A 15,319-nucleotide genomic window follows, 5' to 3' on the forward strand; every position below is an offset into this window, starting at 1 on the left:
TATTAAAATGCTATAATTGTGTTTAATAATTATCGATTTCGTCATTGCGAGCAGCCCGTAGGCTGCGTGGCAATCTCATAAAATAATAACAAACTCCTGAGATTGCTTCGTCAATTGCTATACAATTTCCTCGCAATGACGATTTACTTAATCCACGTGGGAATGACAAAATGCTTCAAATAATGCAAAAATTATATGTTATTTAAAATATTATACAAAACAGTTATTACATTAGCTCTAATTTATTTCATACTGATTATTTTAGAATATGCACGTCAAGGTTTTATTAATGACTTATCGTTACAAAAAGTAGATTTATCTATTCAGAATTCCATAAAAAAACCAATTTATTTAGTTTCTTATGCCGACGGTCCGGAGTATGTTTATCGTAATCAAAATACAACCACTCATTATGCAATTAATAAAGGCATAGACTTCATATTTAACTATAAGAAAAAGCACATAAATCAAGCATTTATAGAAAAAAACCAAGAAATTTTTAATGAACCTGCAGGAGCGGGGTTATGGCTATGGAAGCCTTATATTATACTTGAAACAATGAAAAATGCACCAGAAGGAACTATTATAGTATATTTAGATTCAGCATTTGTTATTAAAAAGCATATCAGTAATTTAATAAATCTTTTAGGCGATAATGATATATTACTGGTACATGATCGCAATCGTAAAAACGGTAGTTTTGTTAAAGGCGAAACTTTTGCTTTAATGGATTGCCTTACAGACGAATGCAGAAATGACGATCACATTTGGAGTGCCGTTATTATTGTGCGTAATACCAAGCTTTCTCGTTCTTTCATTGAAAAATGGCTAAAAAGTTGTGAAGATATTAGAATTCTTTCAGGCAAAGATTATAATATCCATCCTAATTACGATGAATATAAATGGCATCATTCTGATCAATCGGTACTTAGCCTTATATATCATAAAAATCCACAATCGGTTAAAGTAATAGAATATGAAGAAACAACACCTTCTTTATCTTGGTTCCACCGTAAATATTCAAATAGCTCACCGTTAAAACCTTGGTATAGCATATACGGTATAGATCCTATAATTAATTTTAATACTAACGGCAAAGTTTTACCTTCTACCGCTCTTATAAATACTCCGCCGATTGTTAGACTTCGTAAATGGGTTATCGAGTATACTCAATGAGCCGGTGTTGCTGCATAATTCCAAAGCCGTCATTGCGAGCGAACGTAGAGAGCATAGCAACCTCATGAAATAATAACAAACTCCTGAGATTGCTTCGTCAATTACTTACGTAATTTCCTCGCAATGACGACATCTCTCGTACTTTAAAAAAACTATAAGATAAAGTAATTACTTTAATGTCTTGCATTTCAGGGTCAAGCTCAAAATCCTTATCTATATAAAATGTAACCGGCATTAAGACTTTTTCGCCGGCTTTTAATAATTGTTCTTCAAAACAAAAACAATGAATTTTTACGAAATATTTTCCTGCTTTATTTGGAGTAACATTATATACGGAAGTACCTATTATATCGTTATCGCTTAGATTCTCCGTTTCATAGAACACTAGAGTATTCTGCCCCGGAACAATTTGCACTCTTTGCTGCCTTGGAATAAACCGCCAAGGTAAATCTTTATCAACATTAGCATCAAACTCGATAATTATAGGTTTAGTGCCTTTTACCTTAGAATATACACTCACCGTTTCTTTTGCAGTAGTGCCGCCATATCCTGTAACTTTACAAAATAAATTATAGATAGGTACGGAAGCAAAACTGAGTAACACCATACTAATTATTAATCCCAGCAAGGAAAAAGCTAAATTTTTATTGGATTTTTTAGACATTATTTGATTTTATTTAAAAATACTCTAGAAAAAGTTTATTTTAGATCATATATGTGTTAATATAAAAAAAATAGTTTTTAAGGTTAGTATGACTAATAACATTAATGCATTAGCAATTTCTAGCGAATCAGGATTTTATAGCTACTTACAGAAAATCAATAAAATTCCTTCACTTACGCAAGAAGAAGAATTGTTATTAGCAAAATCCTATTTAGAAGGGAATGATTTACAAGCTGCACATAAATTAGTAACAAGCCATCTTAAACTTGTTGCAAAAATTGCAAGCGGCTATAGGACTTACGGTCTTCCTATTACCGAATTGGTTTCAGAAGGTAATATAGGTTTAATGCAGGCAGTAAAAAAATTCAATCCCGAACTTGGTTTTCGCCTATCAACATATGCGATGTGGTGGATTAAAGCAGCCATACAAGAATATATATTAAAATCTTGGTCATTAGTAAAGATGGGAACAACGGCCGCACAAAAAAAATTATTTTTTAGTCTTAATAAAGTTAAGCATAAAATTACTAATTTATACTCAAGGGCTATTACTACCGATGATTTTGCACAAATAGCAGATGAGCTAGGCGTTTCGGTTAATGAAGTTTCTGAAATGAGTACTAGAATTTCAGGTCCTGATTTATCGTTAAATAACTCCATAAATAGTGACGATGCAGAATCCGGAGAATTAATAGAACTATTACCAGAAACACGCCCTACTCCTGAAGCTATGGCTATTAATAAGCAAAATTCTACCAGTAAAAGGCAGTTACTATCAAATGCTATGAAGATTTTAAACGATAGGGAACTTCGTATTTTAACAGAGCGTAAATTAACAGATACTCCTAAAACTCTAGATACTCTAAGCAATGAGTATAATATCTCTAAGGAACGTATTAGACAAATAGAAAATACGGCTTTTGAAAAAATAAAGAAGTTTATTTTAAACCATAGTAGAGAAGTAGCTTAAGCACAATGTTAGTATTTTTAACTGGGTACCGCGATCAAGTCGTAGTATGACAACGGAAAAACGATCCACCCAACAATGCTTAATGCTTTCGTAGAAATGATATTAGTTCAGTACACCTGACCATTCTGGATCAGAAGCATCTGCCGGTGTCATAATTTCTCTCTCATTATGACCTGTTAGATCAATTGCAAAAATTTTATTTTTTCCCGGAGCTTTAGCTCTCGACGGCCAACCTTTAGCAAACATAATAACTCGTCCGTTAGGCGACCAACAAGGACTTTCGACTAAATATCCGCTTGTTATTATCCTTTCACTATTCTCATCATCTTGGGGACATGCTTTCATAATTCCGATATTAAAAGTTTTCCCTCTGTCTCCTCTAGTAATCTTAGTAAATGCTATATAGTCTCCTCTAGGCGACCAGCTAGGAGCTGCGTAAGAACCACCACCAAAACTAATACGCTGAACGTCACTTCCGTCTGAATTCATGATATATAATTGAGGCACACCGCTTCTATCAGAATTATATACAATTTTTTTACCGTCCGGTGAATAGCTAGGAGAGGTATTAATACCAAATCCGTTAGTTAATTTATGAAGCCGTTTAGTAGCAAGGTCGATTTCATAAATATGCGTCGAGCCGTTTTGAGCTATCGACATTACAGCTTTTCTACCGTCCGGTGAGAATCTAGGAGCAAAAGATATACCGGGAAAATCACCTACTACACTTTCTTTGCCTGTTTTTAAATCTTTTTCATAAACGAGTGCTCTTCTTTTAGTAGCATATGAAACGTAAAAAATCTTATCCGCCGAACGAGCAAATCTTGGGGTTAAGACTAGTGACTTTCCATTGGTAAGGTATTTATTATTAGCCCCGTCATAATCCATCAAAGCAATTCTTTTTATTTTCGGTAAAGAGCTGCTTTCTGATACATACACTATTTTAGTGTCAAAATAACCGACATCACCGGTAATTTTTTCATAAATTTTATCGGCAATTTTATGTGCTGCTCTTCTCCATAGATTTTCCGGTACTTCAAGAATTTCACCGGCGAGCTGTTTTTCAAGCAACGTATCCCATAATATAAAGCTAATTTTAAATTTACCGCTTTCTAGTTTTTTAACTTCACCGTTTACTAAAAGACTAGCATTAATTTGACGCCATGCAGCAAAAAGCGGTTTATATTCTATTCCTGTCTTCTCTTCTATAAAAGAGGCAGCAGAAATAGGACGGAATAACCCCGAAAGCTTTAAATCATTAGAGATAACTTTAACCATATCGTGACCTAATACATCAGCGGCAGAATTATCTGCATCAAATTTATTGACTGCTATAGGTGTCGGGTCAGCTCGCCCGTGCTCAATGTTTATTGTTTCAAGTGCATAGCTGGTAAAGCTAAATAATAGTGATAGTATAAAATATATAATATTTCGCACTTAAAATACTCCTTTTTATCAAATTCCGTTATGGTTGTTGTATGTCATTCCTGCTTTCGCAGGAATGACATACATTACCCAAAAATCTTCATCAGTTCTTCCCATTCTCTCTTAGTCATATCACTAGTTTCATGGGTAACTCTTTCACCGTTTATCATTCTTTTAATTACATCCAAACCTTTACGTGAAATATTTGCTCCCTGCAAACGATATTCCTCAAAAGCTTCGTAAGCAAAAGGAACCCAAGCTTTGACTATCTCAAGCATCTTTTCAGCATAAACTCTAATTTCATATTGAGCGTGAGGGTCGGCTCGCAATCTTAAAAAATGAAGTAAATTATGTAAATTAATCTTCCAATACCATTCCGTATAATAATTTAAAGTTAAATTCATACGAGCAAGCTCTCTTGCTATCCCTGTGGCGTTCTCATCTATAATATTACCCTCTTCATCGACATTCATCAGTTCCTTATAATGCCCGTAGCACTGTCTAGCATCTTCCTCTAAAATTGCAAGGACCTTTTCAACCACTTCTTTCGGTAAGCTATCCCCTTCCCTACATTGCTTATTTACGGCAGATTGGGAAGCAATATTTACCGGTTCAGGTAGATAAAATTCATTACCTAAAATAGAATACCTTGCCGAATATTCGTTAACGCTAGCTGTTCTATGCCTAATCCATTGCCTTGCAATAAATATCGGTAGTTTAATATGGAACTTGATATCACACATCTCAAAAGGAGTGGTATGACAATGACGAAGCAAGTAGTTTATCAGCCCTTTATCTTGGTTTAATTGCTTCGTACCCTTACCGTAAGAAACACGAGCTGCTTGTACTATAGCACTATCATCCCCCATATAGTCGATAACTCTAATGAAGCCGTAATCTAACACTTTTATAGGCTCATATAAGATTTCCTCAAGTGCCGGGACTGTTACTCTTTTTGTGGTGTTGTGCATTCTATTTATCCTTTATGTTTTTCTTTAAATTAACCTTTCCGATGTCATTCCTGTGAAAGCAGGAGGAACCCAGCGTAAAGCGAAATAAATCGAGCTTTTAAAAAGCTTTAAAGTATTGGATTGGATTCCAGCTTTCGCGGGAATGACATCAATCCTTAAGTTGACACCCATACACTTCTGCAGGAATGACATAAAGTTATGGCAAATAACTATATAAATTCTTGCCGTTTCTTTTTAGCCATAATTTTGCCGGTTGGTATTCGGGATATATATCCTCAACTAGCTCCCCCCAATTTTTACTATGGTTCATTTCTTTTAAATGTGCCATTTCATGAGCTACTAAATATTTCAGTACTTTTTTAAATGTGGCAAAAACTACCAGCCAATTAAAAACAAGATTCCCTTTGCTACAACAACTCCCCCAACGGCTAACATTTTCCATTATTCTAATATTGGAATAAGTCAAATTATGTTTTTTAGATATATTCTCTACTATTATTTTTATTTCTGCTAATAATTTCTTTTTAAGGAATACTTCTATACTAAGTTTTTTTAGTACCTGACTACAATACACTTCTAACGTAGAATCATTTAATTTTATCTGATTTTTAGACGAATCAATATGTATTATTTCATAAGATTTACCCAAAATAGAAATCTTATCTTCATCTTTTGGTATCGCAGTTACATTACGACGTAATTTTTAACCCAATATTCTTTACTTAACAAAAAATTATGACCTCTTTCGGCTTTTACCTTAAGAGGTAATACAAGCTCTGCACCTTTAGACGTAATGCGGATAGCTATATTTTTAGCTTTGCTACTCCTTCTTACTATAACATTTTGAGGTTCACCATATTTGGTAAGAGTAATAAAATCTTCTATTTAAAATTCTATATACTTATTAGGATCAACTGCTATTTTATTTTTACGCATAGCAAAATATAATTTATGTTCTACATGTCCGATAACACTATTTCTAGCAATTTTATCACCTTTTTTCAGTAATAAATCATCTAAATTTGCATATGCTACTTCTAGATCGTCTTTATCTAATTTAACTATTACTAAATTACCGAATTGCTTATTATAACCTGAATATATTACCGTTCCTGCAGCTATCGATTTAACTTCACTATATTCTTTAGCTGCAATATCTATCCCTTTACTTTTACCGGCTTTAAACTCGGTAATAATTACCCCATTTAACGGTTTTACAAAGTTTAATTGTTCTATCGCTTCTTCATCTTCATTCCGGAACATAGGAATCTCAATATCATCATTATCATCTTCTATAATTTTTGCCTTTTGCTCTTCGAGTCTACCGCTAACTTTTTCTAACGCGGGATTGTCTTCCATAGTTCTTTGAACTATCATGCCCTCATCGTGATCTAGTTCGGTAGAATTATTATTTGCAGTAACATCTCCTACTTTATACTCAATTGGAGCCGGTGGCTGATCAACACAAGCAACTAAACAAAAACATACAACGATACTAAGTACAACAGGATATTTCATATATTTAACAAAACTATTATTTACATTAGAAAACAAATCTTACATAGTATATAATTTTTATCATTATTTTCCATCAAAAAATTAACTATGAAAACTTATAATATTGTCATAGCTAGTGATCATTCAGGTTATGAGCTTAAGTCTGAAATTATCAATTATTTAGAGCAGAAATCTCTAAAGATTTATGACTGCGGAACAAATAATACACAAACAGTTGATTATCCTGATTATGCTAAGAAAGTAGTAGATATTATTATTGAAAAATCAGCACCAATCGGTATTTTAATTAGTGATACGGGGGTTGGTATGTCTATAGCTGCGAATCGTAGCTCGGAGATAAGAGCCGCTTTGTGCAACGATATATTAACTGCCGAAAATGCTAAAGCTCATAATGACGCTAATATCTTGATACTCGGAGCAAAAACCATAAGCCCAAAAATAGTATTTGATATTATAGATAAGTTTTTAACTACCCAATTTGAAGGCGGTAGACATAGCACCCGCCTATCAAAGATAAAATAGTTGTATAAACTGTTAAACATTGTTATTATACGTCATTGCGAGGAAATTGCATAGCAATTGACGAAGCAATCTCAGGCATTTTGCACTATTTCATAAGATTGCCACGCTCCCTATGGTTGCTCGCAATGACGATTCGGTATCCATGCAATAAAGCCAAACTATAATATAAATTATGCTGCTTAATATGAATCTTCAAGAGTTGAAACAAAAATATAATTACGATGTTGCAACGAAAATGATGCAGCAATATCTAGACATTAAATTTGCTCATTTAGATTGTTTACTACTATTTAGAATGGGTGATTTTTATGAAATGTTCTATGAAGATGCAATTCTAGCAAGCAATGTACTTGGCATTGCTTTAACAAAGCGCGGCAAAAACGGCGAAGAAGAAATTGCGATGTGCGGAGTACCTTATCATGCCCTTGAGAATTATTTAACTAAGTTAATTGAAGAAAATTATAAGGTTGCTATTTGTGATCAACTAGAAACACCTGAAGAAGCAAAGAATAGAGGAGGTTATAAAGCGGTAGTTACTAGGGATGTTACACGTATTATAACTCCGGGAACTATAATTGAAGAAAATTTAATTTCTTCAACCGAACCTAATTATTTAGTAAGTCTCGTAATACCGAAAAATAAAGAAACAGCTAGCCTTTGTTATGTCGATCTTTCTACTTCCGAAATTGTTGTAGTTAATGTACCGGGAACAGAAATTCTTAATGAGCTGGCTCGTTTAAAACCTCATGAAATTCTGCTTAGCGAAAATCTGAGATCTTCTAATCTTGCGGATAGTATTTTCAAACAATTAAATTTTCGTATTACCTATCAAGTTGATAGTTTTTTTGCGATTAATAAATGCGAAAAAATCATTTTAGATTTTTATAAAATGAAAGATATTAAAGGAATCGGCGAGATATCTAGTAGTCAAATTTGTGCCATAGGTAGCGTTTTAGAATATTTATCGTTAACGCAAAAACAAAATATTCCTCATTTGCCAATACCTAGAATTATCAATTTTCATAGCTATATGACTATTGATTTCTCTACTAGACGCAACCTTGAAATTGTAACAAACTCACAAGGCGGCTCGCAAGGAAGTTTATTAAGCACCCTTAATCATACGGTTACTAAACAAGGCGGACGTTTACTATATAATTTTCTTTCAAGTCCTTTAACCAACATTGCTAAAATAAATCATCGTTTAAATATTACCGAGTTCTTTTATTCCAACTTAGAAATAGTAAAAAAAATTAGAGAGCTTCTAAAAAAAACTAGTGATATAGAGCGCTGCTTAACACGTATTACGATGAACAGAAGTTCAGGTCGTGATTTACTTAGCATTAAATATACTTTAGAAACGGCAACGATTATTAAAGGAGTATTCTTTGACGCTTACGGTTTTAATTTACCTGATTTTATCGAAAAAATTATTAAACCTCTATCAGGCGATGCAGAATTATATAATTTAATAGACGAAACAATACGAGAAGATGCACCGAATAATTTAAATGACGGAGGTATAATAAAACATGAATATCATCCGAAAGTAGCCCAATTACATGATTTAATTAATAACGGAAAATTACATATTGAAAAGCTAAAAGATCAATATCGCAAAGAAACGGGAATAGACAGTTTAAAAATATCTCATAATAATGTTATAGGGCTTTTTATTGATATCACCGCTAAAAATGTTAATAAAATCCTTGATCCTAAATTTATTCACCGTCAAACAACGGTTAATCATGTTCGTTACACTACTGCTGAACTACAAAAGCTTGAAAGTGAGTTAGTCAACGCTAAAACCTTAGTAATAAGCTTAGAAAAAGAATTATATGCGGATATTTGTAGCCAAGTAATCGAAAAAGCTTCCTATTTACGAATGCTTGCAAGCTCCTTAAACGGGCTTGACGTATTTTGTAATTTTGCTTATATCGCTGATGAATATGATTATGTTAAGCCTGAGTTTACCGATGATTTAAGCTTTGATATCGTTAAAGGACGGCATCCTGTAGTAGAGAAAGCACTACAGCAAGAAAGCAAAAGCTTTGTATATAATGATTGTCATTTATCGGAGCTTGAGCGTATCTGGTTAATTACCGGTCCTAATATGGCAGGTAAAAGTACTTTTTTACGTCAAAACGCCATTATTGCAATCATTGCTCAGATAGGTTCGTTTGTGCCGGCAAAAAGTGCTAAAATAGGGGTAGTCGACAAAATATTTAGCCGAATAGGTGCTGCCGATGACTTAATTAAGGGACAATCGACCTTTATGGCAGAGATGCTTGAAACCTCGGCAATTCTTGCTCAATCTACAAAAAACTCACTAATCATACTTGATGAGGTAGGTAGAGGCACATCCACTTATGATGGGGTATCTATAGCATGGTCGGTGCTTGAATATATTCATGATAAGCTGAAATGTCGCTGTTTATTTGCAACGCACTATCATGAGCTAACCGTTATGAGTAATTTCCTACCGGCTTTGCAAAATTATACTATTGCTATTGAGGAGTCAGGTAAAGATATTCTATTTTTACATAATATTATATCAGGTGCTGCCGATAGGTCCTACGGTCTTCATGTTGCGGCTCTTGCAGGTCTTCCTGCGAGTGTTATAAACAGAGCTAAGCAGATTCTGCTTAAATTTGAAAAAACTTCTACAGGTAAAGGAAAAAATATTTTATCAACGGAATCAAATAATTTGAGTTTGTTTAATCTTGAACCTAATAAAACTACTATAAGCAGCAAATTAGATGAAAAATTCAGCACTATCGATCCTGATAAACTATCCCCTAAAGAAGCACTTGAGTTAATTTATGAGTTAAAGAAGTTGGTTTGATGCGAGTTTGGCAGTACCTGCGTGGATCAGTTTTTTCATCATTGCGAGGAAAAACTGCAAGTTTTGACAAAGCAATCTCAGGAGTTTGTTATTACTTCATGAGATTGCCACGCAGCCTACGGCTGCTCACAATGACGATCTAGTATCTATGCAACCTTGCCTCCATTTCCAACCAATATTTACTACAGGCGAAAAAATTAGGATTAGCGAAACTCTCTTTACCGTAAGTAATTTCTTGTCCATGCGTATCTAAAATATTACCACCACCGGCTTTAATTAAAGCATGACCTGCCGCTATGTCCCATTCCATAGTTTGACCGAATTTTGGATATATATCAGCTGCTCCTTCAGCAATTAAGCATAGTTTAATTGAACTGCCTATTGCATTTATTTGACTGAATGAATACTTACTTAAAAATTCTCTAGTAGCTTTATTTGAATTATAAAAACCTATTACCGCATTAAGCTCTTCATGTTTAGGTTCATGATTAACAAATATTTCTTTAGAATTCTGTTCGATTTTTAACCGACCGTTTACATCGGTATAATATAGCTTTGCTGTTTCAGGTTGATATATCAAGCCGATGGTTGGAAAACCGTTTTCAATAAGCCCTATATTGACCGTATACGTACTTTTACCGTTTACATAGCTCCATGTCCCATCAATAGGATCGATTAACCAAAAAGTATCACTGCTGAATATAGGTAGCGGCTGCTCTTCACATACTATAGCTATTTGAGAGGTTAAGGTTTGTAGAGTTTGATAAATTATTTTACTAATTTCCTTATCGGCATTAGTAACTACTGACCCATCTGATTTAATATCAGTCAATATTCCTGCCTTTTTTATATCTAGTGCAATCTTGCCGGTATTAATAATTAAATCTTTTAAAGCATTAATTAAATTGTCATTCATAATTATTTATTTAACATCTTTGCAGCTGTATCATCTTCTAACCACTGACCGGTATTTAAAAACGTAGATTGCTGCAACTCAGCGATTTGATGATCAGGTGACCCCGGTAACATTTGCCACCCCAAATATTCAATTCCATAATATCCTATATCAACCATACTTAAATAAGAGTCCATATTTTCTAAATCTTTTTTATTATTTGCAAAAATTACTATTTTTTTAGGTTGTTTTGGTATAATTTTTAAGAACTCTATAAGAGCTTTTACTCTATTTATATTACCGGTAAATATTATACCTAAATAAAAAATAGGGGCTTCAGCATCGCTTGGATTAAATCTAAATACATCTTTATCATTAACTTTATTAGTAAAATTAATATTGAGTCCGTAAAGTAAGGTATATAACCATCCTTCATAATTTTCAATTAAATTACATGGGGCCGTTATTTCCTGAAGACCTAAAACCGTTGCACCTTGCTGTTTCATCTTATTAATTAAATCTACCCATTTAGATTCAACAAGCATCATTTGACGCTGCACTATCAATTTTGCAATAGTTTTATTAACTGATGCGTTATCCGCTGCAAGACTATATAAATATTTAGTAAAATTTATATAAGAATTATCCTGATATCGAAATAATTTGGATTTCGGTGTTATGATAGTATTATCTATATTTATAAGTACCAGCGTATCTGCATCTATCTTCGGTAATAAGTTTTTCATTGTTACTGAATCTACGGAGTAAGTAGGAATAATTTGACCGTAGCCCGCATACGAAATAACTAAGCAAAGTAAACTCAATAAAACTTTATTTATTCGTGTCATAAGGATTTTTACCTTTTGCATTATTATTCTTTAAAGATGGATTATTTCTTTTTAGCTTATTTATTTGAGATATTAAATCATTAATCAGTTTAGTATAATATGCAACATCTTTATTTTTCGGAGTATTTTTATTATTATAATGATAACCAATAAATAATATATTAGAACTATAGCTATTAAGTTGAAATTCCATTGAGCTTAGTAATTCTATGCTACTACTAATCATTATAAAGCATTTCGGTATAAAATTCATTTGAACAAGGAAATTGAGCACCATTTCCGCTTCCGATATATTATTACTTGTCAATATACCCTTATAAAATACTGGATAAGTATTAGCAAAACTGTCTAAATTATTAAAAATAATATAATTATTGTTTGGAAAACTATTTGAAAAGTCAATATCGAAATTTTTCTTTAAATAATCGGCAAACCATATCTCAAATTTAGGAATATTATTAAAACTACCGGTAAACCCATCATTTACTGCTATTATGGGGATTTTACTATTACTCATTTCATTTACAAAATTTGGAAAATCAGATTCTTGTAATTCTTTCTTATAACTATCATTAGTTAAAATCAATTGATTTATATAAATAGCTTTTGAATTTTTATTAATATTACGTAAAAGAGGAGTTAGTGTAAGATAAATGTCTTTATCAAGCTGTTCAACGATAGGCACTAAAGACTTAAACAAAAATTCATCTAGAACCGTTACTACTAATAAATCCTGAGGTACATAATTTTTATTATAATTTTCTTTAAAATCTTGTTTTATTTTATTTAGACTATCCACTTCTATAATTTTTGCACGAGCTATAGAAGCAATAAATAATATTAGAATAAATATATATTTTTTAAACATTTATGATTTCCATTTTTTTAAAGGCAGCATGTCACCCTGTGATTTTATATGTTTATTTTGTCAAACATGTACCAATTATTAAGGTTATTTTTTCTGGATTCCCGCTTTCGTAGGAATGACATATATTAGTGTTACCATATCATACTACTAATATCAATCCATATTAAATTATAATATGGTAAATATGTTTGGAAGTTTTTTTAGTTCGCTTGGCGGTACTGTTGGAAATGCATTTGGTGGCGGCATATTTTCAAGCGTGAGAAGATTTGTTGGCAAAATGCTTGGTGAGTATTTAGATCAACTAAATCATGAACCGATAGAATATGACAATATTAAAAATTTCAAAGAAAGTTTTAAATATGTAAAAGCTAATTACGGTGAACCTATACCGCTAATTTTCGGTACTGCAAGAGTTAACGGAAAAATAATTTGGGCAAATCAAAATAAGCAACTAAATTGTTATGTTCTATAACAAGTCCCATAGCAAGAGCCAGTAGTAAATAAATCTCTTTAGGGTACGAGTCTAGAGCTGATAAAATATAACTATTACCGAATAATAATTTGCTTGCAATTAGCTCACTAACAAAATCCGCTCCGGCTTTTTTGGGATTCGGTTTTTTAGTAAATAATGCACCGGATGGTCTAATATTACTTCTCCAGTTTTACTTTTAAGCACTTTCCACAGAACATGTCCCGTCGATTGTGCAATTAAATTAATACATCTATATACTATAACATTTTCTCGATAAGCTTCTATGCCGACTCTGACTCTTTTTAAATTACCATATGCAATGTCGTTTAGTTCAATAAAATTTTGTGATTTGGTAGTACCATTTTTCCAAAACTTTTTCCAATAATTTTTTATCATATATCCTAATATATTTGTTGTTTTCAGGATTATATAATGATTTGGGAGGTAGACTAAGAGAGCTTAATAAGATGTTAATGTTCGTTAATGTAATTAAAATTATTTCTTTACAAATAGAAAGATATACTATTTATTATAAAACATATTACCATGAAATATAGCAACTTGATAGGATATAAAACATGTCTTTACCATCTGAATATTATTCACAATGCCCCACAACAGCTTTGAATAAGCTAATAAAATTTTATAAAAACTAAAAAATATGACGAAATAAAATCAATTTTAGCATCTAAGAACAGCTATAATTTGTTAGGGTTACAACATCATGCCATTACGTCATTTGATCTAGAAGCATATAAACTTATTATTTCTTATGCTAACCCTAGCCACTTTACTTCTGCTGAATACGATAGATATATACATAACATTGATGATATATCTATGCTTGATGTAGCAACATTTATAAATTTTGGTACTATACAAATATAGAGATACAAAAAGCAGCATGTTGCAAGAGTTGATTAAGTTTAAGAAGAGAGCGATTGAGGAGCAAAATAACAATGCAATTAGTGAACTTAAAATAGAAGGATTTGAATTAAAAAATTAGCTAGTTATTTAAGTTTTCAAGAGTTTAAAAGCTTTATTGAAGATAATAAAATTGAGATAAATATTGAAGAACTTAATATTGCAAAATTTAAAATAGAAAAATTATCAACGATTGCAGAAGTAATTTATAGCGAAAACTGTGATATTACTATTTTAATGACAAGGACTTACAATGTAAGCGATTTAAATGACAATATAATTCTTCATAACTATACAAAGCTTTTGCAATGGGGACCTACAAATAAGTTATTAGCCTATATAGCGGCTAATATTAAAGTGCAAGATAGCCTAAAAATAATATTTGATAATAAATCATTTTTTCATTACGATTGAGACAATAACCTAATATGTATAGGCGAAGAAAAATTAAATTTAGAATCAATAATAGCACATGAATTTAGACATTATGCAATAGAGAAAATTTTTTGCAATGCAAGTATCCCACTAAATAATAGTTTTCAAATTTTGAAAGCTTAAAGCGCTTAATTAATAGTTCATATGAATATAGGAGAGCGGCAAAACCAATACTTGATTTAACGGCAAATTTAATATTAACACCAGAGGAAAGAAATGAAATTAGTAGTAAATATAACGATAGTAAAGAATTGATTAAATATTTAAAAAACGAGACTATATTACCTATATTTTACTTTAATAATTATAGACCGGAAAAAGCAGATACAAGAGAATTACAGGAAGTTATAAAAACTAATTCTCATGCCCATATTATGACCAATTTAATTATTAATTTACTAAAATTACCTTGTGTAAAAGAACAGGATTATCATGAATTATTTGCAACTGATCAAAAAGTTCAATTGCAATGTATATTAACCAAGATTCTACCGCAAATAATAAAAGATAAAGATCTTACTAGCGAGCAAGTTTACTACTTAGAAAGAATTAGAGATCTTATACACAGAGAATCAGATGATAGAGCTGCAGAGTTCATAGTTAGGTATCTAGAAATTAGTATAGATAATTTATTGCATCCCATCGAAGATTCATGTATTATTAATGCAATTCAACCGCTGGCAGATTTTTGGGAGGAACACATAGTTCCTAAAATGGAATCTACTATTATAGGATGTACAAAGGAATATAATTGTGACACATTTGATGGAGCGTAATTAATTTAGC

General features: G+C 32.0%; 14 protein-coding genes and 2 pseudogenes. 7 read left to right on the forward strand and 9 right to left on the reverse strand.

All coding sequences use genetic code 11. The features are described 5' to 3' along the window. The first annotated feature begins 195 nt into the window (after positions 1-195). A complete protein-coding gene (locus tag AB4K15_RS03325) occupies positions 196-1,176 on the forward strand; it encodes a hypothetical protein (protein ID WP_032074056.1) in 981 nt (326 codons plus the stop codon). 97 nt (positions 1,177-1,273) lie between these two features. On the opposite strand, the gene AB4K15_RS03330 is transcribed toward AB4K15_RS03325, so the two are convergent. After that, positions 1,274-1,840: a cytochrome c oxidase assembly protein gene (locus AB4K15_RS03330; protein ID WP_032074055.1), complete on the reverse strand. Its 567-nt coding sequence runs from the start codon at positions 1,838-1,840 to the stop codon at positions 1,274-1,276. A gap of 88 nt (positions 1,841-1,928) precedes the next feature. On the opposite strand from AB4K15_RS03330, the gene rpoH reads away from it, so the two are divergent. Next, positions 1,929-2,810, forward strand: coding sequence for an RNA polymerase sigma factor RpoH (gene rpoH, locus AB4K15_RS03335; RefSeq protein ID WP_032074054.1), 882 nt, complete (start codon positions 1,929-1,931; stop codon positions 2,808-2,810). A gap of 102 nt (positions 2,811-2,912) precedes the next feature. Here rpoH and tolB read toward each other — a convergent pair whose 3' ends face one another. The 4 genes and pseudogenes from tolB to AB4K15_RS03355 all read right to left on the reverse strand — a co-directional run bounded on the left by tolB (position 2,913) and on the right by AB4K15_RS03355 (position 6,760). After that, positions 2,913-4,247 carry a Tol-Pal system beta propeller repeat protein TolB gene (gene tolB / locus AB4K15_RS03340; protein ID WP_500224484.1) on the reverse strand — a complete coding sequence of 445 codons (1,335 nt, stop codon included), beginning with the start codon at positions 4,245-4,247 and terminating at the stop codon, positions 2,913-2,915. A 74-nt stretch (positions 4,248-4,321) separates the two neighbouring features. Next, entirely contained in the window at positions 4,322-5,206 is an 885-nt protein-coding gene (thyX, locus tag AB4K15_RS03345; protein WP_032074052.1) for an FAD-dependent thymidylate synthase, read from the reverse strand. Between the two features lie 196 nt (positions 5,207-5,402). Continuing rightward, positions 5,403-6,091, reverse strand: a pseudogene (locus tag AB4K15_RS03350) (M48 family metallopeptidase). Next, positions 6,092-6,760, reverse strand: coding sequence for a murein hydrolase activator EnvC family protein (locus AB4K15_RS03355; RefSeq protein ID WP_500224488.1), 669 nt, complete (start codon positions 6,758-6,760; stop codon positions 6,092-6,094). It abuts the pseudogene before it with no gap. Positions 6,761-6,811: 51 nt separating this feature from the next. Here AB4K15_RS03355 and rpiB point away from each other — a divergent pair, with 51 nt between their 5' ends. Further along, complete coding sequence (gene rpiB / locus AB4K15_RS03360; protein WP_032074050.1) at positions 6,812-7,246, forward strand: ribose 5-phosphate isomerase B; 435 nt, start codon at positions 6,812-6,814, stop codon at positions 7,244-7,246. Positions 7,247-7,430: 184 nt separating this feature from the next. Continuing rightward, positions 7,431-10,091: a DNA mismatch repair protein MutS gene (gene mutS, locus AB4K15_RS03365; RefSeq protein ID WP_500224491.1), complete on the forward strand. Its 2,661-nt coding sequence runs from the start codon at positions 7,431-7,433 to the stop codon at positions 10,089-10,091. Positions 10,092-10,230: 139 nt separating this feature from the next. Here mutS and AB4K15_RS03370 read toward each other — a convergent pair whose 3' ends face one another. The 3 genes from AB4K15_RS03370 to AB4K15_RS03380 are packed head-to-tail and all read right to left on the reverse strand — an operon-like array spanning position 10,231 to position 12,702. After that, positions 10,231-11,007 carry a 3'(2'),5'-bisphosphate nucleotidase CysQ family protein gene (locus AB4K15_RS03370; protein ID WP_500224493.1) on the reverse strand — a complete coding sequence of 259 codons (777 nt, stop codon included), beginning with the start codon at positions 11,005-11,007 and terminating at the stop codon, positions 10,231-10,233. Positions 11,008-11,009: 2 nt separating this feature from the next. Continuing rightward, on the reverse strand, positions 11,010-11,855 hold the full coding sequence (locus AB4K15_RS03375) for a DUF2608 domain-containing protein (protein ID WP_010977053.1): 846 nt from the start codon (positions 11,853-11,855) through the stop codon (positions 11,010-11,012). Further along, positions 11,818-12,702: a DUF2608 domain-containing protein gene (locus tag AB4K15_RS03380; protein WP_032074047.1), complete on the reverse strand. Its 885-nt coding sequence runs from the start codon at positions 12,700-12,702 to the stop codon at positions 11,818-11,820. The genes AB4K15_RS03375 and AB4K15_RS03380 overlap by 38 nt, the downstream gene beginning before the upstream one ends. A 184-nt stretch (positions 12,703-12,886) precedes the next feature. Here AB4K15_RS03380 and AB4K15_RS03385 point away from each other — a divergent pair, with 184 nt between their 5' ends. Continuing rightward, positions 12,887-13,174: a hypothetical protein gene (locus AB4K15_RS03385; protein ID WP_032074046.1), complete on the forward strand. Its 288-nt coding sequence runs from the start codon at positions 12,887-12,889 to the stop codon at positions 13,172-13,174. Here the strand turns inward: AB4K15_RS03385 and AB4K15_RS03390 are convergent. Beyond that, positions 13,146-13,570: pseudogene (locus AB4K15_RS03390) on the reverse strand (phage portal protein); the annotation flags it as partial. The gene AB4K15_RS03385 and the pseudogene AB4K15_RS03390 sit on opposite strands and share 29 nt — an antisense overlap. A gap of 309 nt (positions 13,571-13,879) precedes the next feature. Here AB4K15_RS03390 and AB4K15_RS03395 point away from each other — a divergent pair. Continuing rightward, on the forward strand, positions 13,880-14,062 hold the full coding sequence (locus tag AB4K15_RS03395; RefSeq protein ID WP_500224499.1) for a hypothetical protein: 183 nt from the start codon (positions 13,880-13,882) through the stop codon (positions 14,060-14,062). 722 nt (positions 14,063-14,784) lie between these two features. Next, the gene (locus tag AB4K15_RS03400; protein ID WP_500224502.1) at positions 14,785-15,309 is read left to right on the forward strand and encodes a hypothetical protein; all 525 of its coding nucleotides are present in this window, start codon (positions 14,785-14,787) and stop codon (positions 15,307-15,309) included. Positions 15,310-15,319: the final 10 nt, after the last annotated feature.

The organism is Rickettsia aeschlimannii (genome assembly GCF_047973405.1).
GTDB classification, from domain to species: domain Bacteria; phylum Pseudomonadota; class Alphaproteobacteria; order Rickettsiales; family Rickettsiaceae; genus Rickettsia; species Rickettsia rickettsii.

Coding starts and splice junctions, on each gene's coding strand:
- AB4K15_RS03325 (WP_032074056.1), top strand. CDS start 196: ATGTTATTTAAAATATTATACAAAACAGTTATTACATTAGCTCTAATT.
- AB4K15_RS03330 (WP_032074055.1), bottom strand. CDS start 1,840: ATGTCTAAAAAATCCAATAAAAATTTAGCTTTTTCCTTGCTGGGATTA.
- rpoH (WP_032074054.1), top strand. CDS start 1,929: ATGACTAATAACATTAATGCATTAGCAATTTCTAGCGAATCAGGATTT.
- thyX (WP_032074052.1), bottom strand. CDS start 5,206: ATGCACAACACCACAAAAAGAGTAACAGTCCCGGCACTTGAGGAAATC.
- rpiB (WP_032074050.1), top strand. CDS start 6,812: ATGAAAACTTATAATATTGTCATAGCTAGTGATCATTCAGGTTATGAG.
- mutS (WP_500224491.1), top strand. CDS start 7,431: ATGAATCTTCAAGAGTTGAAACAAAAATATAATTACGATGTTGCAACG.
- AB4K15_RS03370 (WP_500224493.1), bottom strand. CDS start 11,007: ATGAATGACAATTTAATTAATGCTTTAAAAGATTTAATTATTAATACC.
- AB4K15_RS03375 (WP_010977053.1), bottom strand. CDS start 11,855: ATGCAAAAGGTAAAAATCCTTATGACACGAATAAATAAAGTTTTATTG.
- AB4K15_RS03380 (WP_032074047.1), bottom strand. CDS start 12,702: ATGTTTAAAAAATATATATTTATTCTAATATTATTTATTGCTTCTATA.
- AB4K15_RS03385 (WP_032074046.1), top strand. CDS start 12,887: ATGTTTGGAAGTTTTTTTAGTTCGCTTGGCGGTACTGTTGGAAATGCA.